The sequence below is a fragment of the Hydrophilobacter chitinilyticus genome (genome assembly GCF_049860745.1).
Lineage (GTDB): Bacteria > Pseudomonadota > Gammaproteobacteria > Burkholderiales > Burkholderiaceae_C > Rhodoferax_B.
On sequence record NZ_CP187561.1, the window covers coordinates 2,277,773 to 2,303,834 of the forward strand.

Below are 26,062 nucleotides of genomic sequence, written 5' to 3' on the forward strand. Positions count from 1 at the left end.
TCCAAAGGAGGCGCTATGGAAGACGGAACCAACTTACCCAGCTTGGCGGGCTTGCATAGCCTGCCGGAAGGCCGCTTTGAAGGCCGCGTGGCCTTTCAGCAGTTGGTGCGCGATGCCTTGCGTCAGGCAGCAGCCGAGGGCTGGCGCGAAATCGTCCTCTGTGACCCGGACTTCGAGGATTGGCCGCTGGGCGAGCGTGAAGTCATTGAGTCATTGAACGCCTGGGCCAAAACGGGCCGGCAGTGGCGCATGCTGAGCAGCCAGTATGACGGCTTGATGCGTCGCCATGCGCGCTTCGTCACATGGCGCCAAACCTGGAGCCATATCATCGAATGCCGTAGCACGCGTGCTGTGGAGGCTTCGGCACTGCCGAGTTGTCTGCTTGGGCCCGCTTGGGTCCTGCGTCGTCTTGACCTAGCGCACTGTGCTGGCCTGAGTAGCGCCGATGCGGGTACGCGCCATATCCAGCGTGAGCAGTTGGCCGAATTGATGCACCAGAGTGGGCCGGCGTTTCCGTCGTCCGTGCTTGGTTTGTAATGCCAAGCGGTGCTGTGTTTCTTTTTCGAACCGATTTATGCCCCGAGCTAGTGCGAATATCGGGGAATATTGGCTTTCATAATTGAAAGCTTGCACCACGATGGCGAAAACTCGGCATGGCGTGTTGCATTTTTGGCATCAGGGTTAACCGGAATTGAGGGTGGCGAAGCTATAATTTTCGGCTGAGGTGAAAGAGAAGTATTGCTTTCTCTCGGTCGTGGGCAACGCGGGTCGCGCTGACACGTTCTGGAATTTTTTCCACCAATAAAAGGATTTTTGTAATGAACAAATCGCTCGTACTGGCAGCTCTGGTTGCCGCCGCCGCTCTGGCCGCTTGTGGCAAGAAAGAAGAAGCTCCTGCACCAGCTCCAGCACCCGTAGAAGCACCAGCTCCTGCTGCCGCTCCTGCTGCTGATGCCGCTTCCGCTGCTGTTGACGCTGCTTCTGCTGCCGGTGCCGCTGTTGGCGCCGCCGCCGGCGCTGCTGTTTCCGCCGCTACCGACGCAGCTTCCGCTGCTGGCGCTGCCGCCACTGACGCTGCTGCTGCTGCTGGCGACGCTGCCAAGGCTGCTGGCGATGCCGCCAAGGCCGCCGCTGACGCTGCTGCCAAGAAGTAATTTCTTCTTCGGTACGCGTTAGTGCATAAGAGCCACCTTCGGGTGGCTTTTTTTTGCCTGCTCGATGTCAGCAACAGACGCCTCTAAACTCAATCCATGCACAAAACAAATTTGAACCAGCACGCGGCCGCGCTGCCCGATGCCTGGCGTTCCACGGTGGTGGGCCGTGCCGCAGGAGCCAACGTCAAAGTCCTGCGCATGGACGGGCAAGCGTATCCGAACGAAGTGCACCCGTTTGATGAGGCGCTGCTGGTGTTGGATGGTCAGATGAACCTGGACTTCGCTGGCGAAGTGGTGACGGTTGGGGCGGGCGAGGTCTACATCGTGCCTGCGGGTGTGCCGCATGCGGTGGCGCCGGGCAGCACGGGCACGCTGGTCATCATCGACCAGTAGAGTCCAAATTCACTAGACGGTGAACCACTCCGAGCCGCTCAGCGGATCGGCTACCGACAACGCGAGCTGACCACACCCTGGCGCGTCGGCCAGGGCCTGCAGCGCCAGATCAGGCCGGTTGTTTTGCCGGCTCAAATGCGCCGCCACAATTTGCCGTGCACCCGATGCTGCCGCAGCTGCGGCGATGGTGGCGGCTGCCAAGTTGTCGAGGTGACCATAAGGGCCGCTGATGCGCCGCTTCAAGAAGGCGGGGTAACTGGAGCCGCTGAGCATGGCCACGTCGTGGTTGCATTCCAGCAGCAAGGCGTGGCAGCCATGCAGGTGCTGCATCACGTTGAGGTCGGCGTGGCCCAAGTCGGTCAAGATGCCCAGGCGGTTGGCGCCATCGGTGCAGGTGAGTTGCAGTGGCTCGCGCGCATCGTGCGGCACAGCAAACGGCGTGAACTGCAGGGCGCCTAGAGCCACCACGTCGTTATCGGCCACCGTGTGCAACAAGCCGTCAAAGTCGGCTTCTGCCATGCCTTGGTGGGTGCCAGCGCTCATCCACACCGGAATGCGGTGGGTGCGCGCCAGTTTGTGCACGCAGCCAATATGGTCGCTGTGTTCGTGGGTGATGAAGATGCCGTTCAGCAGCTGAGGCGCTAACCCGGCCTGGCCCAGGCGCTGGGAAATGGTGCGAATGCCTAGGCCGCAATCGACTAGCAGGCGGGTGGTGTGCAGGCCATCGGTGGCTTCCACCACCGTGGCGTTGCCGGTGCTCCCGCTGCCCAGGTTCTTGAACCGCAGCACAGCGGGAATCCTTGACTGAAAGAACTTACTTCAGATCGTCTGCAATGACTTGCACGATGCGGCGTGCGTTGTCCGACGATTCGGCTGCACCTTCAGCGTTCAGCACCGATACCGTGGTCGCCGTGCCTTGGCTGCGTACTGCGATGCGGTACTTTTGCGGTGGAATGGTTTTGGTTGTACCGAACATGTTGGCAAAGAAACCGGGTTCCTTTTTGTCTGACGGCGAGACATAACGCACAAAGTACAGGCCTTGGGTGCGGTCACGGTCTTCCACGGTGAAGCCGGTGCGGTCCAGCGTCAGGCCGACACGGCGCCAGGCGCGGTCGAAGTTGTCGTCCAGTTGCACCACGGGCTGGGTGCCGACTGCGCTGACGCGGGCGGCTGCTTGCGGTTGCGGTTGGCCCGCAACGGCGGCTTTGGCTTGGTCAGGCGTGCTGCCCAGGCGCACCATCAGGCGGCGCAAGAATTCGGCTTCAAGCTCAGGATCGGCTGGGCGGGGCTGCCAAACGGTCTGGTCCTTCTGGGCGTTGTTGTACACCTCGATCATGCCTCGGTGGCTGACGTAGATCTCGGTGCCGCCTGCAGCGCGCCGCTCAAGGCGGGTGCGGAAACGGTCACGTTCGCCCGTGGAGTACAGCGAGTCGAACACCTTGCCCACGGTGTTGCGGATGAAGTCTTGCGGCAACTTGGCGCGGTTTTCGGCCCAGTCGGTTTCCATGATGCCCAGCGTTTCGCTGTCTTGCGTCAGTTGGAAGCCGTTTTCTTGCCAGAAGTCGCGCACCGGGCCCCAGAGTTGGTCGGCTGGACGGTCGATCACCAGCCAGCGCTGCGTGCCTTCGCGTTCGATGCGCACGTCGCCAATGGCTGTGGCAGCGGTCGGCGACTTCGGTGCTGCCTGGCCGATGCGGTAGTTGCTGGCGGTGATGGGGCTGCCAGGCACTACGTAGCGGGTGTCGCGGGTCAGTTGTGACAAATCTGGGGGGATATCCAGCGTGGGGCCTTTAGCCGCACTCTTGTAGTCGATCTTTTCGCCTTCGAGCACCGAGCATGCGGTGAGGGCCAAAGCGGCCAAGCCAACCAAACCGAGTCTTGCAAATTGCTTCACGTAATCGTCCTAAGGGGTTCTGATGGGGCGCTGTTTAAATCAGGCCGGCGCTACGAAGGGCTGCTTCCACAACCGCCTCGTTGGCGGTGGTGAGTGGAGTCATTGGCAGGCGCATGGTTCCGCCGCAACGTTGCATGCGCTGCATGGCCCACTTCACGGGAATGGGGTTGGCTTCGATGAACAAGTTCTTGTGCACGGGCATGAGCTTGCGCTGGATTTCCATGGCGCCGCGTGCGTCGCCAGCGATGGCCGCTACGCACAGTTCGTGCATCAGACGCGGGGCGACGTTGGCCGTCACGCTGACGTTACCTTGGCCGCCGCAGAGCATCAACGCGACAGCGGTCGGATCGTCACCAGAGTAGACGGCAAAACCCTTGGGCACGTCGCGGATCAGCCACTGTGCGCGTTCGATGTTGCCGGTGGCTTCTTTGATGCCGACGATGCCGGGCACCTGGGCCAGGCGCAGCACGGTGTCGTGCGCCATATCGGCCACGCTGCGGCCGGGCACGTTGTACAAGATGACGGGCAGGTCGCCCACCGCTTCGGCGATGGCCTTGAAGTGCAGGTACTGGCCTTCTTGCGTGGGCTTGTTGTAGTAGGGCACGACTTGCAGTTGGCAGTCTGCGCCGACCTTCTTGGCGAACTTGGCCAGTTCGATGGCTTCGGCCGTCGAGTTGGCGCCGCAGCCCGCCATGATGGGCACGTGGCGCGCGGTGTGTTTTTTGGCCTGTTCAACGGACACGCGAATGATTTCGCAATGTTCGTCCACATTGACGGTGGGGGATTCGCCGGTGGTGCCGACCACGCCAATGCAGTCGGTACCTTCGGTGATGTGCCAGTCAATCAAGCTGCGCAGGGTGGGGTAGTCCACGCTGCCGTCTTCGTGCATCGGGGTGACGAGCGCCACGATGCTGCCAGTAATGGGTGTCATGTCCGTAGTCTCAAGCGAGAGAAAGGCGCATTCTACCCAGAGCGACCAGGCACCTGGCGTCGCCTTCGGCAATTCGGCTCAGGGTTTGCCTGCTTCGCAAAAGCTTTACGTGTGCAGTCTATGGCGTGGGGGCGCGTCAGTGACGGCTGAAGGGGCCACCGCGGCGATGCGCTGCACAAAGCGCGCGGGTTCGGCCTCGAAGCCATCTTCAAACGCCACCACCTTCAGCCCCGCACACGCGCGCAGGAGTTCGCCGGGTTGCAGCAGGAAATCCGGGCGCGAGGGTTTGCCGATGGTTTCGTTGCCGGTGGCGAAGGTTTCGTAGATCAACACCCCGCCAGGGGCGAGGCTGGCAAGCAATTGCGGAAGCAGCGGGCGCCACAGGTAGTTGGTGACCACCAGGGCCGCAAACTGCTGGCCCGAAAAGGGCCAAGGGCCATTTTCAATGTCGGCTTGAAGCGTGTGCACAGCGCCATTCGGCCTGGCAGCCGTGGCTTTGGCTTGTGCGCTGGCCAAGGCTTCGGCGGATTGATCCACGCCTGTCACCGCATACCCTTGGCTCGCCAGCCAAACCATGTGCCGACCTGGGCCGCAGGCGACGTCGAGCACGTGGCTGCTGGCGGGGATCAGGTGCGTCCAGCGTTGAACCCAAGCGGAAGGGGGATACAGGGTATCGAAAAGATTGCTATGCAAAACGTAGCTGCTCACGCTGATACCAAATGCCTGAAGTGGCTATATGGCTTGAAAACAAGAGGTAGATTAGAAGCAGGCCCAAAGCTGGTCGGCCAACGACACCAGAAACTCTGGCCGGTTGTACAGCGTGAACACCGCCGCCAGCACGGCCAGTGCGGTGGCGTAAGCGAGGGTGGTGGCTAGGCGAAGCTTCATGTGGTCACTTTAATGTGGGCGGCGACGCAATTCAATTGATGATCAACCCGCCATGGCCGGACGACGCGTGATCGCGCCTTCTTTCACCGGCAGGTTGACGAGGCCCGCAAACACGCCGAGCGCGATGGCGATCATCCACACCACGTCGTAGCTGCCGGTGCGGTCGTACAAGAACCCGCCCAGCCACACGCCCATGAACGAGCCGATCTGGTGGCTGAAGAACACAAAGCCGCTGAGCATCGACAAATGCTGCACGCCAAAAATCTGCGCCACCACAGCGTTGGTCGGCGGCACGGTGGAGAGCCACAGCAAACCCATCAGCGAAGCGAAGATGTAGACGCTCATGGGCGACAGCGGTGCCCACAGGAACACACTGATGACCACGGCACGCGCAAAGTAGATGAAGGCCAGGATGCGCGTTTTGGCCATGCGCTGGCCCAGGGTGCCAGCGATGTAGGTGCCAAACACGTTGCACAGGCCGATCAGTGCGAGGGCGTAGCTGGCTACTTCGGGCGACAAACCCTTGTCTTTCAAGTAGCTGGGCATGTGCACGCCAATGAACACCACCTGGAAGCCGCAGACAAAGTAGCCCGCCATCAGCAACTGAAAGCTGGGGTATTTGAGGGCTTCGCGCAGCGCCTGCATCACGGTTTGCTCGCGGCGTACCGGGGCCGAGCCGCTAAAGCTGGGTTCACGCAGGCCCCAGCCCATGGGAATGATGAACAACGCGGCAAAGCCCAGCAGCACCAAGGCTTGCTGCCAACCGAAGTGGCTGATCAGAAAACCTTCGGTCGGCACCATCAGGAACTGGCCAAATGAACCGGCCGCTGCCGCAATGCCCATGGCCCACGAGCGCTTTTCGGCCGGAATGTTGCGCCCGATCACGCCGTACACCACCGAATACGTGGTGCCTGCTTGTGCAATGCCGATCAACACACCGGCCGAGATGGTGAACAACAGCGGCGTGTTGGTGTGCGCCATGCCGAACAGGCCCAGCGCATAACACACGGTGCCGATCAAGATCACCTTGAACGCGCCCACTTTGTCGGCCAGCATGCCCGCAAAAATGCCGGCGACGCCCCAAGCCAGGTTTTGAATCGCGATGGCAAAGGCAAAGGTTTCGCGTGTCCAGCCGCGCTCTTGCGTGATGGGCTGCAACCACAGGCCAAAGCCGTGGCGAATGCCCATGGAGAGCGTGACGATGAAGGCGCCGCAGATCAAAACCTGCTGCATGGAAAGACGTTGGGGAGAAGGGCTAGGGTTGGCGGTGGACATGGCGTTGTTCTGGTCTTGGGTTTGTCTCGGTGCGCGGCGCATGCGGATGGGGGCCGGCATGCGGCGGTGGGCTGGGGTGTGGCCTCTCTCTTGTTTCTCTTGGCACCCTCTTGGCGGCAGATGGGCAGTGTACGTAAAGCAGCCGGTTTTTGCTGGCTGGGGCATTCACAATCACACCTTGGCTTCCAGCCACAATTGATCTTCATCTTTGAACCCTCGGAACACCCTGATGCGACTGTTGTTATTGAGTAATTCCCGCACGCCTGCCGGTGAAATCTTGCCCCACGCGATTGCCCCGGCGCGCGCCATGTTTGCCGGCCGTCGCCGCGCGGTGTTTGTGCCCTATGCGGGCGTGACCGTAGACTGGGACACCTATACCCAAACCATCGCCCAGGCGCTGGCGCCTCTGGGCTGGGATCTGGTCGGCATCCACACCCAGGCCGACCCGGTGGCCGCTGTGGCCCAGGCCGAAATGATTGTGGTGGGCGGCGGCAACACCTTCCAGTTGCTGAAAAACTGCCGCGCCCAAGGTTTGCTGGCGCCGATGGCCGAGCGGGTGCGCAGCGGTGCAGCCGGTTATATGGGCTGGAGCGCAGGCGCCAACCTGGCATGCCCCACCATCTGCACCACCAACGACATGCCCATCGTCGACCCTGGCGGTTTTGACGCACTGGGCTTGCTGCCGTTTCAGATCAACCCGCACTACAACAACGCCCTGCCAGCGGGCCATCAAGGCGAAACGCGCAACCACCGCCTGGCCGAACTGCTGCGTGCGCGGCCCGACATGCGTGTCATCGGCTTGCCCGAAGGCGACTGGCTGGACGTGGATGGCTCCAGCATTCGCCTGGGCGGCCCGTTTCCAGCGCCATGGTTTGAAGCGGGCCGTGAGCCACTGGACTGCGCCCCTGGCCAGACCTTGCCACCGTCTCCGTAATGGAAGCTGGTTTTACATACAGTTGTGATTAGAATGCCTCGCATGGCAACCACCACCCCTCCCAACGCTACCCCCCCGGCTTATTCCGAAGGTTCGATCCGTGTGCTCAAGGGCTTGGAGCCCGTCAAGCAGCGCCCGGGCATGTACACCCGCACCGACAACCCGCTGCACGTCATCCAGGAAGTGCTGGACAACTCTGCAGACGAGGCACTGGCCGGCCACGGCAAAAAAATCAAAGTCACCTTGCACACAGATGGCTCGGTGAGTATCGAAGACGACGGCCGGGGCATCCCGTTCGGCATGCACCCTGAAGAAAAAGCACCAGTGATCGAGCTGGTGTTCACCCGCCTGCACGCCGGCGGCAAGTTCGACAAGGGCAAGGGCGGCGCCTACAGCTTCTCGGGCGGCCTGCACGGCGTGGGCGTGAGCGTGACCAACGCGCTGTCCAAGCGCTTGGAGGTCACTTCTTATCGCGAAGGCTCTGTGGCCCGCCTGGTGTTTGCCGATGGCGATGTGATCGAGCCGCTGGTCGTGCGCCCAAACAACGGCAGCGGCGAAGGCGACCGTAAAAACGGCACCACCGTGCGCGCCTGGCCTGACGGCAAATACTTTGAGTCGTCCAACTACCCCATGGCCGAGCTGATGCACTTGCTGCGCAGCAAGGCGGTGTTGATGCCGGGTGTTACGGTGACGCTGACAGTTGAGAAAACCAAGGAAGTCCAGACCTGGCTTTACAAAGGCGGCCTGCGCGACTACCTGGGCCAAACGCTGAACGGCGACCCGGTGATCCCTTTGTTTGAAGGCGAAGGCTTTGCCGACAACAGCCATGAAAGTTTTGCGGAGGGCGAGGGCGCCGCGTGGTGCGTGGCCTTCACCGAAGACGGCCAACCGGTGCGTGAAAGCTACGTCAACCTGATTCCTACCAGCGCCGGCGGCACCCACGACAGCGGCCTGCGTGACGGCTTGTTCAACGCCGTCAAAAGCTTTATCGAGCTGCACTCGCTGCTGCCCAAGGGCGTGAAGCTGCTGCCCGAAGACGTGTTTGCGCGCGCCAGCTATGTGTTGTCGGCCAAGGTGCTCGATCCGCAATTCCAGGGCCAAATCAAAGAACGCCTGAACTCGCGTGACGCCGTGCGTTTGGTGTCGAGCTACGTGCGTCCAGCGCTGGAGTTGTGGCTGAACCAGCACGTCGAGTACGGTAAAAAACTCGCCGAACTGGCCATCAAGGCCGCGCAAACCCGCCAAAAGGCTGGCCAAAAGGTGGAGAAGCGCAAAGGCTCCGGCGTCGCCGTGTTGCCCGGCAAGCTGACCGACTGCGAAAGCCGCGACCTGGCGCACAACGAAGTGTTTCTGGTCGAGGGCGACTCGGCCGGCGGCAGCGCCAAGATGGGCCGCGACAAAGAAAGCCAGGCGATTCTGCCGTTGCGTGGCAAGGTGCTCAACACTTGGGAAGTGGAGCGCGACCGGCTGTTCGCCAATACCGAAATCCACGACATTTCGGTGGCGATTGGCGTCGACCCCCACGGCCCCAACGACTCGCCCGACTTGAGCGGCCTGCGCTACGGCAAGATTTGCATCTTGAGCGACGCTGACGTCGACGGCTCGCACATCCAGGTGCTACTGCTGACGCTGTTCTTCCGCCATTTCCCCAAGCTGATCGAGTCTGGCAACGTGTTTGTGGCACGTCCGCCACTGTTCCGTGTCGATGCCCCTGCACGCGGTAAAAAGCCCGCTTCCAAGGCTTATGCACTGGACGAAGGCGAATTAATCGCTATTCTCGACAAGCTGCGCAAGGAAGGTGTCCGCGAAGGCGCCTGGAGCATCAGCCGCTTCAAAGGTTTGGGTGAAATGAACGCCGAACAGTTGTGGGACACCACGCTGAATCCCGATACCCGCCGTTTGATGCCTGTGCAGCTAGGCCGGGTCGACTTTTTGCAAACCGAACTCCTGATCACCAAACTGATGGGCAAGGGCGAGGCTGCTTCCCGGCGCGAGTTGATGGAACTGCATGGCGATGCAGTCGAAATCGATATTTGATCCGCTGGCCAATCTCTGGCAACTTGGGAGTCGAAAAATGAGCACTTTACGTAAACTGACAATGCTGGGGCTGCTATTGATTTCGCAGCATTCGGCGTGGGCGGACGTATGGGGCTACATCGACCCCCAAGGCGTGGTGCGGTTTGCCAGCGAGCAGGTCGACAGCCGTTACGAGCTTTATTACAAAGGCGACGATAGCTTCGATACCGCGCTGGATACCCCGCGCCCGGTGACGGTGCCCACGGTGCCCGCCAAGCTGCTGGCGTTTTTCGATATTTCGCCCAGCTACAAGCTGGTGAAACACCATTTGCGCGAAGCCGCCAATCAAAACCGTGTCGATTACGCCTTGCTGCAGGCTTTGATCGTGGCCGAGTCGGGCTTTAACAGTGCGGCCGTATCGCCCAAAGGCGCGGTGGGTTTGATGCAGATCATGCCTGCCACGGCCGAGCGCTACGGCTTGGTGGGAGACGCCAATGCCAGCATCGAGCAAAAGCTCACCGACCCGAAAACCAACATCCGTATCGGCACGCGTTACCTGCGCGATTTGATCGCCATGTTTCCGGGCCAATTGCAGTTGGCTGTGGCCTCCTACAACGCAGGTGAGGGCGCGGTGCAACGTGCCGGTAACCAGATTCCCAATTACAAGGAAACCCAGGCTTACGTCAAAACTGTGTTGTCGCTTTACAGCGGGCTGCGTCCGCCGGAGGCCATGGTGGAGCAACGCCGCCGCGCGCCACAGGCGCGTCTCTTAGGCAATTTGGGTAGTGGCTCGCCCGTCGGCGGTGCGGTGGGACGTGGCAACATGCCCGCCGGTACGTTGGTCGCCAACGAGTAAGCCACCGCCCCCATTCGTCTTTTGTTCGTGATCTGTACCTGCTTGTCTGGTGTGTTTGACTTTTTCTTCGCTGTTTTTTCTTTCCCTGACGGCTGCAATTTCACGCGGGGTTGACCTCAGCGTACATGGCGTTCGCCTTTCACCAGGCGCGCGCCAATTTTTTGAATCTCCCTTTTGTTGAAACATTTTTCTGACCATGAGTGAGCAATCCACCCTGGGCTTCCCCCCGGAAAATTCTGATGACATTCCTGGCGACAACCCGCCGCCCTTGCCGCCGCAAGACTCTGGCGACAACGGCCAAGAGGATGGCGACAACCTGAGCCTGGCGCAGTACGCGCAAAACGCTTACCTCGAATACGCCCTCAGCGTCGTCAAAGGCCGTGCGCTGCCCGATGTGACTGACGGCCAGAAACCGGTGCAGCGGCGCATCTTGTATTCGATGTCGCGCATGGGCCTGGGCTTTGGCGGTGCGAACGGTGCCACCGGCGCCAAGCCGGTGAAAAGCGCGCGCGTGGTGGGCGACGTGTTGGGTCGCTTCCACCCGCACGGCGACCAGGCCGCATACGACGCGCTGGTGCGCATGGCGCAGGACTTCAGTCAGCGTTATCCGCTGATCGACGGCCAAGGCAACTTCGGCAGCCGCGATGGCGATGGCGCCGCCGCCATGCGTTACACCGAAGCCCGCTTGTCGCGCATCACCAACCTGCTGCTCGACGAGATCGACGAAGGCACGGTGGACTTCGTGCCCAACTACGACGGCTCGACCCAGGAGCCGCGCCAGTTGCCTGCGCGCCTGCCATTCAATTTGTTGAATGGCGCCAGCGGCATTGCGGTTGGTTTGGCCACTGAAATTCCAAGCCACAACCTGCGCGAAATTGCCGATGCGTGTATTGCGCTGATCAAGACGCCGAAGCTCAGCGACGAAGAGCTGTTCACCATCGTGCCCGGCCCGGACTACCCCGGTGGCGGCCAGATCATCAGCAGTGCAAGCGACATTGCCGACGCCTACCGCACCGGCCGTGGTTCGCTCAAAGTGCGCGCCCGCTGGAAGATCGAAGAACTGGCGCGCGGCCAGTGGCAAATGGTGGTGTACGAGTTGCCGCCGAACGTCAGTTCGCAGCGTGTGCTCGAAGAAATTGAAGAGCTGACCAACCCCAAGGTCAAGGCCGGCAAGAAGGCACTGAGCCAAGATCAGACACAGCTCAAGGCGAGTGTGTTGTCCGTGCTGGACGTGGTGCGCGACGAGTCGAACAAAGACGCCGCCGTGCGCCTGGTGTTCGAGCCCAAGACCAGCCGCACCCAACAGTCTGAGTTGATCAATGCGCTGCTGGCGCACACCAGCCTGGAAACCTCGGCGCCGATCAACATGACGATGATTGGACTCGATGGCCGCCCAACGCAGAAGTCGCTGCGGCAGATGCTGGACGAGTGGATCGCCTTTCGCCAGACCACGCTGCAACGCCGCTCGCAGCACCGTCTGGACAAGGTGCTCGACCGCATCCACATCCTCGAGGGGCGGCAGATTGTGCTGCTCAACATCGATGAGGTGATTGCGATCATCCGCCAGTCGGACGAGCCCAAGGCTGCGTTGATTGCGCGCTTCAACTTGAGCGACCGTCAAGCTGAAGACATTCTTGAAATCCGTTTGCGCCAGTTGGCGCGCCTCGAAGCGATCAAGATCGAGCAAGAGCTCAAAGCCCTGCGCGAAGAGCAAACCAAGTTGGAAGACATCCTGGCCAACCCTGCGACTCTGCGCCGCGTGATGGTCAAGGAGATCGAAGCCGACGCCAAGACTTACGCCGACGCGCGCCGCACGCTGATCCAGGCCGAAAAGCGTGCCGTGGTCGAAGTGAAGGTGCTGGACGAACCGGTAACCGTGGTGGTGTCGCAAAAGGGATGGGTGCGCGCGCAAAAGGGTTGGGCCAAAGACCGCGCGGCCGGCGCTGCGGCAGGCGCTGCCGAATACAGCTTCAAGTCGGGCGATGCGCTGTACGGTGCGTTTGAGTGCCGCACCGTCGATACGCTGCTGGTGTTTGGCACGGCCAAAGACAAGACCGGCCGGGTGTACTCCATTCCGGTGGCGTCGCTGCCGGGCGCGCGGGGTGATGGTCAACCCGTCACCACCATGATCGACCTGGAAGCCGGCACGCAGCTCGCACATTACTTTGCGGGCCCGGCCACGGCCACGTTGCTGCTGAGCAGCTCGGGCGGTTATGGCTTCCTGGCGAATGTGGAGAACATGCTGGGCCGCAACAAGGGCGGCAAGGCATTCATCACTTTGGGCGAGGGCGAGTCGGTGTGTGTGCCGTCGCATGTCAGCGGCTCCAGTGGTGGTGTGCCGCTCGTGCCGGCCACACACGTGGCCTGTGCTTCGGCCGGCGGACGTATCTTGACGTTCGAGATCAGTGAGCTGAAGACCATGGCCAACGGCGGGCGTGGCCTGTTGTTGTTGGACCTGGACGACAAAGACACGCTGGCCGGTGCCGCTGCCTACAGCCGTAGCGTGCGTATCGCCGGTGTCGGCCGTGGCGGCAAGGCGCGTGAAGAAACGCTGGAGATCCGCTCGCTGAACAACGCCCGTGCGGCGCGCGGTCGCAAGGGCAAGGCGGCAGACCTGGGCTTCAAGCCGTCGAGCATCACGCGGGTGGAGTAGTTCTCGCCGCGTGCGTGAAAGCTTGCTTTAGAACAAATGGCGGGGTCTTTCCCGCCATTTGTGTTTCCAAGTGGGTAAATACAAGCATTGATTGGCTTTCTCTGCGGTGCTATACAGCTTGTATTACTACCGACGGGAGACATTTCATGAACTTGAGCAATGTGCGCATCGCCGCAAAACTCTGGGGCGCGGTCGTCGTGATCATTGCCGCCTTGCTTGCCTTGATCGTGATCGCGGGTGAGCGCTCGGCGCGCTTGCAAGACGACAACGCCACGGTTCAACAGGAAATGACCAAACGTGTGCAAGCCGCCACCCAATGGGCCGGCTTGACCACCGCCAATGCTGCGCGCACGCAGGCGCTGATCTTGAGCAGCGAAGCGGTGATCGAAAACGAATTCAAGGACGTGATCGCCGCCACCAGCGCGCAGATCTCCACGGTGCAAAAAGGCATTGAAGCCATGAACCTGCGCCAGATCGACAAAGAGCAGATGGCCAAGATCGCGGAAAGCCGCCAATCGATGGTGGGCTTGCGCTCCGATGCCGTCAAGCTCAAGGCCGCAGGCAAGGCCGAAGAGGCCGCCACCCTGGTGAGCAGCCGCTACAACGCTTCGGTCAAGAAGTACCTGGGCGATCTGTCAGACTTTGTGAAACTGCAAGAGGAAGCATCGGCCGCTGCACAGGATGAGGCCAAGGCCGCGCGCACTGTGACCATGCAATTGACCTTCGTGGCCTTGCTGGTGATTGTGGTGGCTTTGCTGGCGGGAGCCTATTGGCTCATCCGCAGCATTCAGCAGCCGCTGGTGCAGGCCAACGATTTGGCTGCGCGCATTGCCGAGGGTGACTTGACGATGCGCCTGGATTCGTCGCGCAAAGACGAATTTGGTGAGCTGCTGCGCTCGCTCATGACGATGAACAACTCGCTCAGCGAAATGGTGAGCCAGGTGCGCCGCAGCACAGACAGCATTGCCATCGCCAGCGCCGAAATCGCCACCGGCAACAACGACCTGTCCACGCGTACCGAACAAACGGCCAGTGACCTGCAGCAGACCGCCGCTTCGATGGCCGAACTGACCGGCACCGTCAGCCAAAGCGCCGACAGCGCACGCGCCGCGAGCACGCTGGCGGCAACGGCGTCGTCAGTGGCCGAGAAGGGCGGCTCGGTGGTGAAAGATGTGGTGGCCACGATGGAAGACATCAACCACAGCAGCAAGAAGATTGCCGACATCATTGGTGTGATCGACGGCATTGCGTTCCAGACCAACATCCTGGCGCTCAATGCCGCTGTCGAAGCTGCGCGTGCTGGCGAGCAGGGCCGGGGCTTTGCGGTGGTGGCGAGCGAAGTGCGTAGCCTGGCGCAGCGCAGTGCCGAGGCAGCCAAAGAGATCAAGGGTTTGATCAACACCTCGGTCGAGAAAGTGGAGTCTGGCGCGCGGCTGGTGGACCAGGCCGGCACCACCATGGGGGACATCGTGCAGTCGGTGAAACGGGTGACCGACATCATCGGCGACATCTCGGCGGCAGCTAACGAGCAGAGCGCTGGCATTGGCGGCATCAACCAGTCGGTGGGCAACCTGGACCAGATGACGCAGCAGAACTCGGCTTTGGTCGAGGAGAGTGCTGCGGCAGCGGAAAGCCTGCGCGAACAGGCCGAGCAGTTGACCCGCACCGTCGCCTTCTTCCGCCTGAGTGCCACCGAGCCGGCGAACAGCCCGGTGCTGGGCTCTGCCCGGTCGCGCGCTCAACCTGGCGCCGGTGCTGCTATTGGCAATGCGGATTTGCCCCGGCTTCGGGCTTCCTGAACCCGGCCTCGTGCTAACGCTTTAAGCGGCGATCTCGGCGATCAGTTCGATCTCGACACAGGCGCCCATGGGGTTTTGCGCCGTGCCAAAAGCGCTGCGCGCATGCGCGCCCTTGGCGGTGCCAAACACGGCGGCGATCAGTTCGCTGGCGCCGTTGGTCACCAGGTGCTGCTCGGTGAAGGTGGGGGCCGAGTTCACCAGCGACATCAGCTTGACGATGCGTGTGACCTTGTTGAGATCGCCCACGGCGGCGTGCAGCGTGCCCAGCAGGTCAATGGCCACAGCGCGTGCGGCTTCCTGGCCTTGCGCGGTTTCCATGTCTTTACCCAATTGGCCCGCCCACACCTTGCCGTCCTTCTTGGCGATGTGGCCCGACAAAAACACCAGTGAGCCGGTCTGCACAAACGGCACGTAGGCCGCAGCCGGCACGGCCACGGGTGGAAGGGAAATGCTGAGTTCTTGCAGTTTGTCGTACACGCTCATGTTGGGCTCCAGTTGAGATGGGAAAGTGCCATTGAGGCAATCTGGACGAGCGGAGCGTGCTTCTGAATAAGTAGCATCGCAGCCCGTGCCCAAGCATTCTAGAGGCAGGGCCAGGGAGGCCCGGGGCGGGCCTACTGAAACTGCTGTTGCGATGGCTGGGATTGCAGCGCGAACTGTTCTTGGGATGGCAGTTGTGATGTCTGCTGCGACTGTTGCTGAGATTGCCCCGTAGATGCCGCTGACGCCGCAACCGCTGCGGCGGCTTCCTCTGCGGGCATCACCGTGACCGCCACGCTGAGCAAATGGCTGGCGCCACCATGGATCACGCCGCGCATGGGCGAGATGTCAGAGAAGTCGCGGCCAGTGGCCAGCGTCACGTAGTCTTCGCCGGGCTGGCGGTTGTTGGTCGGGTCGAAGTCGCACCAGTTCAAACCCTCGGGCGCATCGGGCACGTAGACCGAGGCCCAGGCGTGCGAGGCATCGCTGCCAATCAGGCGCGGCTGGCCGGGCGGTGGTTGCGTGAGCATGTAGCCACTGACGTAGCGTGCGGGCAGGCCCATCATGCGCAGGCAGGCCACCATGATGTGGGCGAAGTCCTGGCACACACCTTTGCGCAGCGCCAGGGCTTCGACTGCCGGGGTGTTGACCTCGGTGGCGCTCGACTCGTAGGTGAAGTCGGTGTAGATGCGCTCCATCAGGTCGTGCGCGGCGTCCAGCAACGGTCTGCCGGGTGGAAAGCTGGGTCGTGCGTAGGCCGTGAAGTCCGCATGGCGCGGCACGTAAGGCGAGGCAAACGCAAACTCGGCCGCCGGGTTGAACTCGGCCCCCGCGCTGTAGCGAAAACGCTCGCGCACGTCCTCCCACGACATCTCGCTTTTGACCGGTGTGGGGGTGCGCGTCAGCACCTTGCTTTGCGCCACCACCGTCAGGCTTTCATGCGGCGACTGCAGCGAAATAAAGGCGCGCTCGTTGCCGAATACATCGAGCGAACGGTTGATGTGCGACGGCTTGGGCAACACTTCCAGCGTGTGGCTCACCAACTGTTGGTGGTTGTTGGTCAACGGGCGCAGGTGCACCATGTGCTCGGCCGTGTCGACCATCGGCGAGTAGTCGTAGTGCGTTTCGTGGGTGATGTCCAGTTCCACTGGTTTAGGCCCCTAAGCTCTGTTTCGAGTCGCGTGAATGCAGGAAGTAGATGTAGCTGATTTCGTCAGACACATCGTAGGCGCTCTGCGAGGTTTGGGCCAGTAGTTGCTCCAGCGCAGGGTAGCGCCCCTCGGCGTCGGCTTGGCTGATTTGCTCAAGTGACCAGCGTGCCGGCATGGGGACTTTTTGCGCGAGTGGACTGGCGTCTTGCGGACCTTCGCCGTCGCCATTGAGTTTGGCCAGGCGGCCGCGCAAGGTTTTGGCCACCCAGGCCAGTGCGCGTGGGTTGTCCAGATCGAGCACCAGCAAATCCAGCAGTGCTGCAATGTCACGGCTTTGCTGGAACTGGCCGTGGAAGGTGATGGTGCTATCGAACAGCGCTACCATGGCTTCGAAGCCGTTATTGGAGTGCATGGAGCCGGTGACGCTGCCGTTGAGCAGGGCTGACGCATAAAAGCCCAGCCGCTCGATGTGGCGGCCGATGCTCAGCAGGCGCCAGCCGTCGTCGCGCGTCATGTGGTCGGTTTGCGCGCCCGTCATGGTGGTCATGTGGGTGCGTGTGGCTTCCAGCACGCGCAGCGCCTCCATGGGCGAAAAATCGCCGCTGCGGGTGTTTTCCTGGCAACGGGTGAAGAACGAGGTTTCGGCTTCGGTGATGACGTTCCACTGCGCCGGTGCCAAGCGTTCGCGCAGCACCGAGGCTGCGCCTCGGATGGCGCGCAGGTTGTAGCCCACGCTGGCCTGGTCGGTGGTGTTGGACAAACCGGCAATCAACGAGCGTTCGAACACGCGGCGTGCCTGCACGGGCGAAGGCACGGCGGGCAGCACCAGGCCGTGGTCTACCGCCATCTCGTGCATCCAGTTGAGAAAGCCGGTGTCGGCCTGATCGGTCTCGCCCAGGCGCTCCAGGATCACGTGCGCCAGGCGCATGGTGTTTTCGGCACGTTCGGTGTAGCGGCCGAGCCAGTACAGGTTTTCAGCTGCACGGCTGGTGACCACGCGCTGGCGGTGTTTGAGAACTTCGGGGGCGATGCGGGTCTGCAGCAGCGAGGTTTGGTCGACCTCGCCGCGCGTCATCACCCACACGTCGGCGCTGCTGCCGCCGCGCTGCATCGACGCAATATCGTCACCACGCACACTGCCCATGCGGGCCAGACCGCCGGGCAATACGCGCCAGGAGTTCGGGCCGTCAGACACGGCCAACACGCGCAACATCACCGAGCGTGGCGAGATGCGCGGCGCGTGGTTCAAGTGCGCCGACCAAGTGGGCATTTGCGACAGCGGCAGGTACGCTTGCACCGTGTGCTCGTCGCCTTGGCGCAAGATGCGGCCAGCCCATTCGTCGAGCTCGCGGCGCGATTGGTGGCGGCCCAACACCGCTTCAAAGGCCTGGTGACCGCTGCCCCCACGGTAGGTGGGCTTGATCACGCTGTTGATCAGCTCGGGAAGGGCGGACTCCATGGCTGCACGTTCGCCGCACCACCAGGTGGGCAGGGCGGGCAATTGCAGCTCTTCGCCAAACAATTTTTGCGACAGCGCAGGCAAGAAGCCGAGCAGCGCTGGCGACTCCAGAAAGGCCGAGCCGGGCGCATTCGCCACCAGCACGTTGCCCGCGCGAATGGCCTGCAGCAATCCCGGCACGCCCAGGCGTGAGTCGGGGCGCAGCTCCAGCGGGTCGAGGAACTGGTCGTCCAGCCGCTTCAGCAGACCGTGCACGGGCTCTAGGCCCTTCAACGTTTTGAGGTACAGGCGCTGGTCGCGCACCAGCAGGTCGCTGCCTTCGACCAGCGTGAGGCCGAGGTAACGCGCCAGATAAGCGTGTTCAAAATAGGTTTCGTTGTAGGGCCCAGGTGTGAGCAGTGCGATGTGCGCGTCGTTGCCCTGCGGGCACATCTTTTTCAGCCCGTCGATCAGCCCACGGTAGGTGGCGGCCAGGCGCTGCACCTTCATGTCGTGGAAAGCTTCGGGGAACAGGCGCGAAATGCTCAGCCGGTTTTCCAGCAGGTAGCCCAGACCGGAAGGGGCTTGCGTGCGTTGCGACACCACCCACCATTTGCCGTCCGGCCCACGCGCCAGGTCGAATGCGGCGATGTGCAGGCGGGTGCCGCCCAGCGGTTCCACGCCGTGCATGGAGCGCAGGTAGCCGGGGTGGCCTTGCACCAGTGCCATCGGCAGCAGGCCTTGCTTGAGCAGTTGCTGCGGGCCGTAGACGTCGGCCAGCACGCGGTCGAGCAGGCGCACGCGTTGCAGCACGCCGGCTTCAATCTGCGTCCAGCTTTCGGCCGAGACGATCAGCGGGAACAGGTCCAACGCCCAGGGACGTTGCGGATTTTCGGGATCGGCGTAGAGGTTGTAGGTGACGCCGTTGTCGCGCAACTGGCGCTGCAGTTGCGTGGTGCGCCGGTTCAGGTCGGCAAAGCCGTCGTGGCCCAGGTGCTCGAAAAAGGCGGTCCATTCGGGCGTGAGCGGCGCATGGTTTTCGTGTTGTGTGGCGCCGGCGGGGATGCTGGTGGGTGTGGGCGAGAACGTGCCACGCAGTTCGTCGTAGTGGCCCGGCATGACAGGGCGCGCCAACAACGAAGCGAGCGAGGGGCCGCTTTCGCTGCCCTGGTTTTCAAAGAGGGAAATATTCTTGGTATCCACGGTGCATGGGATTGTCACATCGGTGTCAGGAAATGCGCGTCGCAAAATTCCCGAAAAGCGTGACAGAAGAACACATTCAGTCGCCAAGCCGATGAGCATCGGTGGCAATGATTGCATTGGAATAAAAAAGCCCTTGTGCCGACGTTAGCAAAGGGCTCACAGAACGCACCATTTTCGCTCACCTTCGCCAGCTTGGCCGGCGAAGGGTTTTGCGGCTGTGCACCGATATAGGCTTGGTTTAGCGCCGCAGATCCAGCGTGAACGGGAACTCCTTGCTTGCCGGCACGTTAATGGTGGCCGGTGGCACCACCATGGTGCCTGGGGTGTGGCCCATGCGCGAGAAGCGCGACAGGCGTCGACTCTCAGCGGTGTAAGCGTTGACGGGGAAGTTCTCGTAGCTCAAGCCACCGGGGTGCGTCACAAAGTACTGGCAGCCGCCGATGGAGTGTTTCATCCAGGTGTCCACGATGTCGAAAGTCAACGGTGCGTGGATGCCAATGGTCGGGTGCAGCGCTGAAGGTGGGTTCCAAGCGCGGTAGCGCACACCCGCCACAAATTCGCCCGCCACGCCGGTGGACTGCATCGGCAGTGCCTGTCCGTTGCAGGTGACCACGTAGCGGCTTTGGTTCATGCCGGTGACCTTGACCTCGATGCGCTCCAGCGACGAGTCAACATAACGCGCGGTGCCGGTGGACGAGCTTTCTTCGCCCAGCACGTGCCACGGCTCCAGGGCATTGCGCAGGCTGATTTCCATGCTGTGGCTCTGCACCGTGCCCACCAGCGGGAAGCGGAACTCCAGGTGCGGCGCAAACCAACTGCGGTCAAACGCAAAACCTGCGGCCACCATTTCGTCGATGACGTCGTTGAAGTCCATCTGGATGAACGTCGGCATCATGAAGCGGTCGTGCAACTCGGTGCCCCAGCGGGTGGCGGGTGCCTTGTAAGGCGTCTTCCAGAAGCGCGCGACCAGGGCACGCAGCAGCAGTTGCTGGGCGATGCTCATGCGCTCGTGCGGTGGCATTTCAAAGCCGCGCAGTTCCAGCAAGCCCAGGCGGCCGGTGCTGCTGTCGGGCGAGTACATCTTGTCGATGGAGAACTCGCTGCGGTGGGTGTTGCCGGTGGCGTCGATCAGGATGTTGCGCAGCGTGCGGTCGACGATCCACGGCGGCATTTCCTGGCCGTATTTCTCGCGGTTCTTGGCCACTTGTTCGATGGCGATTTCGAGTTCGTACAACTGGTCGTTGCGCGCTTCGTCCACGCGTGGCGACTGGCTGGTGGGGCCGACAAACATGCCGCTGAACAGGTAGCTCAGCGACGGGTGGTTGTGCCAGTACAGCAGCATGCTGGTCAGCAGCTCGGGCTTGCGCAAAAACGGGCTGTCGGTGGGGGTGGAGCCGCCCATCACAAAGTGGTTGCCGCCGCCGGTGCCGGTGTGACGGCCGTCGGTCATGAACTTCTCGGCCGAGAGACGGCATTCAAACGCGGCGTTATAGAGGAATTCGGTGTTGGCCACCAGGTCGCCCCAGTTGTCCACGGGGTGCACGTTGACTTCGATGACGCCGGGGTCGGGGGTGACGGCCAGCAGCTTCAGGCGTGGGTCGCGTGGCGGCGGGTAGCCTTCAAGTACCAACTTCACGCCCAGTTGTTCTGCGGTGTTTTCAATCGCGGCCAGCAGCTCCAGATAGTCTTCAAGCAACTCAAGCGGTGGCATGAAGACGTAGATCACACCAGACTTGGTACCCACGGCTTCGGCCTTGGGGCCGCTGGCGCGGCGCGGGTCGCGCACTTCCACGCAGAGCGCTGTGCGGGTGATCCAATGCGCCGATTCCTGCCGCACGGGCACGCGGGCAAAGGTGTCCGGTTCGGTCTGGCCGGGCTTGGTAGCGTTGCCCAGGGGAGGTGTGCCGCCAAACGCTGCGGCCGTGCCGTCCTGGCGCACACGTGCGGCTTCAGGCGTGGGGCTAGGGCCGGCTTGGTAGGGCATGGTGGCGCGGCTGCCGGTCGCCGCAGAGGCAGCGGCTGCGGCTGCGGCAGGGCGGCGTGCTGCGACGGCGCCCGGTGCGTAACGCGCATACATGCTGCTCGATTCGGGCAGCGGCTGGCGTGGCAGCGATGGGTCTTGCTCGATCAGGTAGGGGTACTGCGCTTCGCTGACCCAAGGCAATGAGTCGAGCGGCAGGCGCAGGCCCATGGGCGAGTCGCCGGGCATGAGGTACATGCGTTCGTCGCGGAAGAACCAGGGGCCGGTGGTCCACACCGGGCCGGCCAGGCGCGGGCCGTCGGCGGGCTTCACGGGCAAAACATAGCCCACCACGGCTTCGAGGCCTTGTTCGAACACACGGCGCAGACGCGCGCGCTCCATCTCGTCGCCGAGCTTGGAGTTGAACGGGTCCACGTTCACCGGCAGGCGGCGTTCGCGCCACAGGTAGTACCACACGTCCTCGTGGCCGGCCACGATGTAGTCGCTGGTTAGCCCCAAGTTGCGCGCCAGTTGCGTGGTGAAGCGCTTCGCGTCTTCACTGGTGTAGTGCGAGGGCACACGTTCGTCGGCAAACAAATCGGGGTTGCGCCAGGCGGGTTGACCATCGGCACGCCAGAAGATGTTGAGCGCCCAGCGCGGCAGTTGCTCGCCGGGATACCACTTGCCCTGGCCAAAATGCAGAAAGCCGCCTTGACCGTATTTGGCGCGCAGTTTTTGCACCAAGCCGGTGGCCAGGCCGCGCTTCGTGGGGCCCAGGGCGTCGGTGTTCCATTCGGCGGCGTCGCGGTTTTCTACCGCCACAAAGGTGGGCTCGCCGCCCATGGTCAGGCGCACGTCGCCTGCAGTCAGGTCTTTGTCGACCTTGTGGCCCAGGGCGACGATGTCGGCCCATTGTTCGTCGGTGTAGGGCTTGGTGACGCGCGGCGATTCATACAGCCGTGTGACCTGCATGTGGTGGCTGAAATCCACCTCGGCTTTGTCCACGCCGCCTTCAATCGGCGCGGCGCTCGATGGCTGCGGTGTGCAGGCCAACGGGATGTGGCCTTCACCAGCGAACAGGCCCGAGGTGGCGTCCAGCCCCACCCAGCCTGCACCCGGCAAGAACACCTCGCACCAGGCGTGCAAGTCGGTGAAGTCAACCGTGGTGCCGCTGGGGCCGTCGAGCGCTTTCACGTCGGGCGTGAGCTGGATCAGGTAGCCCGACACAAACCGCGCCGCCATGCCGCAGTGGCGCAGCAGTTGCACCAGCAGCCAGCCCGAATCGCGGCACGAGCCGCTGGCGTTTTCCAGCGTTTCTTCGGGGGTTTGCACACCCGGCTCCATACGGATCAGGTACTTGATGTCTTTTTGTACCTGCTGGTTGATGTAGACCAGAAAGTCGTTGGTGGGCCGCTTGGAGACGTCGAGCTTGTCGAGGTAGGCCTTGACCAGCGGTGTGATGGGCTCGGTGGCCAGATAGGGCGACAGTTCTTCCGTCAGGTCTTTGCTGTACTTGATGGGGAAGTTCTGCGCGTCGGGCTCGAGGAAGTAGTCGAACGGGTTGTAGACCGCCATTTCGACCACCAGGTCCACCGTGACCTTGAACTCGGTGGTTTTCTCGGGGAACACCAGGCGGGCCTGGTAGTTCGCAAACGGATCTTGCTGCCAGTTGACGAAGTGGTTGGCGGGCTCGACCTTGAGCGAATACGAGATCACATTGCTGCGGCAGTGCGGTGCCGGGCGCAGCCGGATCACCTGCGGCCCCAGGTTGACCGGACGGTCGTACTTGTAATGGGTGACGTGGTTCAGAGCGGCATGAATGGACATTGAATGTTCTCGGAATGCATTGAGAGAGTGCTGCCCGCCAGCCCGGGCTTGCACCGCATACTAGCAAGAGCTGAGCCAAACGGGGCGAGTGCTGCCAGTTGAGTTTGGCATGGGTTGATGCGCAGTGTGTGGCAGATGTGCAGCGCGTGAGCGGGTGCAGGCGTCGATATGCGGTGGCGAAAGGCCGTAGCTGTTTTGCTGTGTTGCCTGGTCGTTTGCATGGCGCAATCGAATATGCCCTGTGTTTGAGTTGAATAGGCTGGTGACGCTTGTGGCACGCGCAGTAGCTGCTATGTTTTTTGAAATTTTTGCCGCTGTGGCGTAGCCCATGGTGCCCCGCGCGTTATGGGCATGGCCAACTCAGAAGATTGCGCGGTGCTGTCGTCAGCACACCACAGCGCTAACGACGTAAAGCCGCCCCGCGCGCCGCTGGCCCCGGTAGCATGGCGCGATGCACCGCGAGCCTTCGCTGTTGTTCCACCGCGCCGCCATCTACCTGGCCCCTTGGCTGTTGGGCTGGGCTTTGGGCACGGCGTGGCAATTGCAGCAAGCGGCGCTGTGGTCACTGAACCGTTATGCAGCCTTGGCTGCCGCTGGGTTGGTATTGATGGCGCTGGCTTGGACAGGCGCGCGACGTTTGGACAAGTTCGGCACTGCACTGGTGTGTGGCTTGGGCGCCGTAGCATTGGCGTTTGCCTTGTGTGGCGCGCGCAGCCAATGGTTTGCGCAGAGCGCTCTAGACCCGGCGCTCGAAGGCGTAGACATCGAAGTGACCGGCATGGTGGCCGCCATGCCGCAGCGCAACGCGATGGGCCAGCGTTTTCTGTTCGAGGTGGCTTCGGCGGCGCTAAAAGCCGAGGGTCAAAGTCAGGCGGTCAGTCTGCCTCCGCTGCTGCAACTGAGTTGGTATCGGGCTGCCGCTTGGGGCGCCGAGCCTCTGGCTCAGAACGTGCCTGCCGTGGGCGAATCTGACGTGCGTGCGGGCCAACGCTGGCGCATGACGGTGCGCCTCAAAACCCCGCACGGCAACCGCAATCCCTTTGGTTTTGACTACGAGCTACGCCTGTGGGAGCAGGGCGTGCAAGCCACCGGCTACGTGCGTGATGGCCCGCGCAATGCGCCGCCCCAGCGCCTGGAAAACACCTGGCAACACCCGGTAGAGTCGGCCCGCCAGAGTGTGCGCGACGCTATTTTTCGCAAGCTGGACCAGCCCGATGATGTGGGCGATGCGCCGCCCCAAGCGCTAGTCCAGCAGGCCAAGCGCAATGCAGGCGTGGTGGCCGCCCTGGTGGTGGGCGACCAAAGCGCCATCGATCGCGCGGACTGGGATGTGTTCCGCGCGACGGGTGTCGGGCATCTCATATCCATCTCAGGGTTACATATCACCATGTTCGCCTGGCTCGCTGCCGCCGTGGTGGGGTGGTGTTGGCGCCGCTTGGTGATCGGCCGATGGCAGGCCTGTCTGCTGTGGCCCGCGCCTTCGGTGGCCTTGGTGGGCGGTGTGTTGCTGGCGGCGGGGTACGCGTTGTTCAGTGGTTGGGGCGTGCCTGCGCAACGCACGGTGGTGATGTTGGCCGTGATTGCGCTGCTGCGTTTGGGTGGTGTGCGTTGGCCGTGGCTGCTGGTCTGGGCCTTGGCGGGTGGGGTGGTGTTGCTGGTCGACCCGTGGGCGTTGTTGCAGGCCGGGTTCTGGTTGAGCTTCGTGGCGGTAGGTGTGCTGTTTGCTTCCAATTCAGGAGCGGCTTCCGCAGAGGTGCAAAGCGTAGAGGGGCGATTGGGCCTTAGAGTTGTGAGGGGCGCTTATGGCCGTGCTGCTGCGCTGGTGCGCGAGCAGGCGGTGGTCACGCTGGCGTTGGCGCCGCTGGGTTTGGTGCTGTTTCAGCAGGTGTCGGTAGTGGGCTTGCTGGCGAATCTGCTGGCCATTCCGTGGATGACCTTGGTGGTCACGCCGCTGGCCATGCTGGGGGTGGTGGCCTCGCCTTTATGGCATGTGGCGGCTGCAGCGGTGCAGGTGCAAGCGGTGGTGCTGGGCTGGCTGGCGATGTGGCCGTGGGCCATGTTGACGTTGCCTGCCGCGCCTTTGTGGGTGGGCATGGCTGGCACCTTGGGCGCTCTTTTGTTGGTACTGCGTGTGCCCTGGGGCTGGCGCGCGTTGGGCCTGCCGCTACTGTTTCCCATGTTGTTGTGGCAGCCCGCACGCCCTGCGTCTGGTACGTTCGAGTTGTTGGCCGCAGACATTGGCCAAGGCAATGCCGTGTTGGTGCGCACGGCCACACACAGTCTGTTGTTCGATACCGGCCCACGCTTTGGCACCGAGAGTGATGCGGGCCACCTGGTACTGGTGCCTTTGCTGCGTGCCCTGGGCGAGCGGCTTGACCTGGTGGTGGTGAGCCACAGCGACAGCGACCACAGCGGTGGCGCGCAAGCCGTGTTGCAAAACCAGCCGGGTGCGCGGCTACTCAGTTCCATCGAGCCCAACCATGTGCTGGCGCAAACCCGCCCGATTGAGCGCTGTCTGGCGGGGCAGCATTGGGAGTGGGACGGTATTCGTTTTGACGTGCTGCACCCGCGGTCGCAAGACTATGTGCCACCGGTGGCGCAAGCATCATCGGCGCTACCCTTGACGCCAACCAATGGCCGCATTAAGCCCAACGCGCTGAGCTGCGTGCTGCGCATCTCCAATGGCACGCAAACCGCCTTGCTGGTGGGCGACATCGAGCAGCCCCAGGAAGCGCGCCTGGTCTCAGAGGCGGCGCCGCAACTGCGCGCCGATGTGCTGCTGGTGCCGCACCACGGTAGCAACACTTCGTCTAGCGCCGCATTTCTGGATGCGGTGGCGCCCACCTTGGCCATCGTGCAGGCGGGCTATCGCAACCGTTTTGGCCACCCCGCGCCCCGCGTGCAAGAGCGCTACAGCCTGCGCGGCATTGCGCTGGTGCAGTCGGCGCCGTGTGGTGCTTTAGGTTGGCGTTCCGAGGCCGCGCAAAGCTTTACTTGTGAGCGTCAGACCAATCCGCACTACTGGCAGCATGCATTTGCTGGCACAGGTGAAACAGAGGCAAATCCTGACAATTGAACGCGATTGAATTACCTGCTTTTTTATGTGTCAGGTGGATGCAGTCATGTAGACTAAATAAAAAATGTATGCAGTTTCGTCAATGCGAAAAATAGCCATGCCCCCACACCTAAGCGCGCACCGTAGCGCTTGCA

At 62.4% G+C, this 26,062-nt stretch carries 19 protein-coding genes; 9 read left to right on the forward strand and 10 right to left on the reverse strand.

Annotation, left to right across the window (positions count from 1 at the left end):
• Positions 1–15 precede the first annotated feature (15 nt).
• The 3 genes from ACPWMG_RS10235 (at position 16) to ACPWMG_RS10245 (ending at position 1,547) form a co-directional block, all read left to right on the forward strand.
• Positions 16–537: a hypothetical protein gene (locus ACPWMG_RS10235; protein ID WP_483304533.1), complete on the forward strand. Its 522-nt coding sequence runs from the start codon at positions 16–18 to the stop codon at positions 535–537.
• A 281-nt stretch (positions 538–818) separates the two neighbouring features.
• Entirely contained in the window at positions 819–1,154 is a 336-nt protein-coding gene (locus ACPWMG_RS10240) for a hypothetical protein (protein ID WP_483304534.1), read from the forward strand.
• Positions 1,155–1,250: 96 nt separating this feature from the next.
• On the forward strand, positions 1,251–1,547 hold the full coding sequence (locus tag ACPWMG_RS10245; RefSeq protein ID WP_483304535.1) for a cupin domain-containing protein: 297 nt from the start codon (positions 1,251–1,253) through the stop codon (positions 1,545–1,547).
• Positions 1,548–1,559: 12 nt separating this feature from the next.
• On the opposite strand, the gene ACPWMG_RS10250 is transcribed toward ACPWMG_RS10245, so the two are convergent.
• The 6 genes from ACPWMG_RS10250 to ACPWMG_RS10275 form a co-directional block, all read right to left on the reverse strand.
• A complete protein-coding gene (locus ACPWMG_RS10250; RefSeq protein WP_483304536.1) occupies positions 1,560–2,336 on the reverse strand; it encodes an MBL fold metallo-hydrolase in 777 nt (258 codons plus the stop codon).
• Between the two features lie 25 nt (positions 2,337–2,361).
• Positions 2,362–3,441, reverse strand: coding sequence for an outer membrane protein assembly factor BamC (gene bamC / locus ACPWMG_RS10255; protein ID WP_483304537.1), 1,080 nt, complete (start codon positions 3,439–3,441; stop codon positions 2,362–2,364).
• 34 nt (positions 3,442–3,475) lie between these two features.
• Positions 3,476–4,372: a 4-hydroxy-tetrahydrodipicolinate synthase gene (gene dapA, locus ACPWMG_RS10260; protein ID WP_483304538.1), complete on the reverse strand. Its 897-nt coding sequence runs from the start codon at positions 4,370–4,372 to the stop codon at positions 3,476–3,478.
• A 105-nt stretch (positions 4,373–4,477) separates the two neighbouring features.
• Positions 4,478–5,065 (reverse strand): class I SAM-dependent methyltransferase, encoded by a 588-nt coding sequence (locus ACPWMG_RS10265; RefSeq protein ID WP_483304539.1) that lies wholly within the window; start codon positions 5,063–5,065, stop codon positions 4,478–4,480.
• Between the two features lie 66 nt (positions 5,066–5,131).
• On the reverse strand, positions 5,132–5,260 hold the full coding sequence (locus tag ACPWMG_RS10270; RefSeq protein WP_483304540.1) for a hypothetical protein: 129 nt from the start codon (positions 5,258–5,260) through the stop codon (positions 5,132–5,134).
• A gap of 42 nt (positions 5,261–5,302) precedes the next feature.
• The gene (locus ACPWMG_RS10275) at positions 5,303–6,535 is read right to left on the reverse strand and encodes an MFS transporter (protein ID WP_483305225.1); all 1,233 of its coding nucleotides are present in this window, start codon (positions 6,533–6,535) and stop codon (positions 5,303–5,305) included.
• A 229-nt stretch (positions 6,536–6,764) separates the two neighbouring features.
• On the opposite strand from ACPWMG_RS10275, the gene pepE reads away from it, so the two are divergent.
• From pepE to ACPWMG_RS10300, 5 genes are all read left to right on the forward strand, one after another.
• A complete protein-coding gene (pepE, locus tag ACPWMG_RS10280) occupies positions 6,765–7,469 on the forward strand; it encodes a dipeptidase PepE (protein WP_483304541.1) in 705 nt (234 codons plus the stop codon).
• Between the two features lie 42 nt (positions 7,470–7,511).
• Positions 7,512–9,506 carry a DNA topoisomerase IV subunit B gene (locus ACPWMG_RS10285; RefSeq protein ID WP_483304542.1) on the forward strand — a complete coding sequence of 665 codons (1,995 nt, stop codon included), beginning with the start codon at positions 7,512–7,514 and terminating at the stop codon, positions 9,504–9,506.
• A 37-nt stretch (positions 9,507–9,543) separates the two neighbouring features.
• Entirely contained in the window at positions 9,544–10,341 is a 798-nt protein-coding gene (locus tag ACPWMG_RS10290; RefSeq protein ID WP_483304543.1) for a lytic transglycosylase domain-containing protein, read from the forward strand.
• A 196-nt stretch (positions 10,342–10,537) separates the two neighbouring features.
• Positions 10,538–12,994: a DNA topoisomerase IV subunit A gene (gene parC, locus ACPWMG_RS10295; RefSeq protein ID WP_483304544.1), complete on the forward strand. Its 2,457-nt coding sequence runs from the start codon at positions 10,538–10,540 to the stop codon at positions 12,992–12,994.
• A gap of 146 nt (positions 12,995–13,140) precedes the next feature.
• Positions 13,141–14,793: a methyl-accepting chemotaxis protein gene (locus ACPWMG_RS10300; protein WP_483304545.1), complete on the forward strand. Its 1,653-nt coding sequence runs from the start codon at positions 13,141–13,143 to the stop codon at positions 14,791–14,793.
• A 21-nt stretch (positions 14,794–14,814) separates the two neighbouring features.
• Here ACPWMG_RS10300 and ACPWMG_RS10305 read toward each other — a convergent pair whose 3' ends face one another.
• The 4 genes from ACPWMG_RS10305 to ACPWMG_RS10320 form a co-directional block, all read right to left on the reverse strand.
• Positions 14,815–15,276, reverse strand: a complete 462-nt coding sequence (locus ACPWMG_RS10305; RefSeq protein WP_483304546.1) for a RidA family protein — start codon at positions 15,274–15,276, stop codon at positions 14,815–14,817.
• A 131-nt stretch (positions 15,277–15,407) separates the two neighbouring features.
• Positions 15,408–16,421 (reverse strand): transglutaminase family protein, encoded by a 1,014-nt coding sequence (locus tag ACPWMG_RS10310; RefSeq protein WP_483304547.1) that lies wholly within the window; start codon positions 16,419–16,421, stop codon positions 15,408–15,410.
• 4 nt (positions 16,422–16,425) lie between these two features.
• Positions 16,426–19,065: a circularly permuted type 2 ATP-grasp protein gene (locus ACPWMG_RS10315; protein ID WP_483304548.1), complete on the reverse strand. Its 2,640-nt coding sequence runs from the start codon at positions 19,063–19,065 to the stop codon at positions 16,426–16,428.
• Positions 19,066–19,303: 238 nt separating this feature from the next.
• The gene (locus ACPWMG_RS10320; RefSeq protein ID WP_483304549.1) at positions 19,304–22,852 is read right to left on the reverse strand and encodes a transglutaminase family protein; all 3,549 of its coding nucleotides are present in this window, start codon (positions 22,850–22,852) and stop codon (positions 19,304–19,306) included.
• 451 nt (positions 22,853–23,303) lie between these two features.
• Here ACPWMG_RS10320 and ACPWMG_RS10325 point away from each other — a divergent pair, with 451 nt between their 5' ends.
• Positions 23,304–25,928 (forward strand): DNA internalization-related competence protein ComEC/Rec2, encoded by a 2,625-nt coding sequence (locus ACPWMG_RS10325; protein WP_483304550.1) that lies wholly within the window; start codon positions 23,304–23,306, stop codon positions 25,926–25,928.
• Positions 25,929–26,062 lie beyond the last annotated feature (134 nt).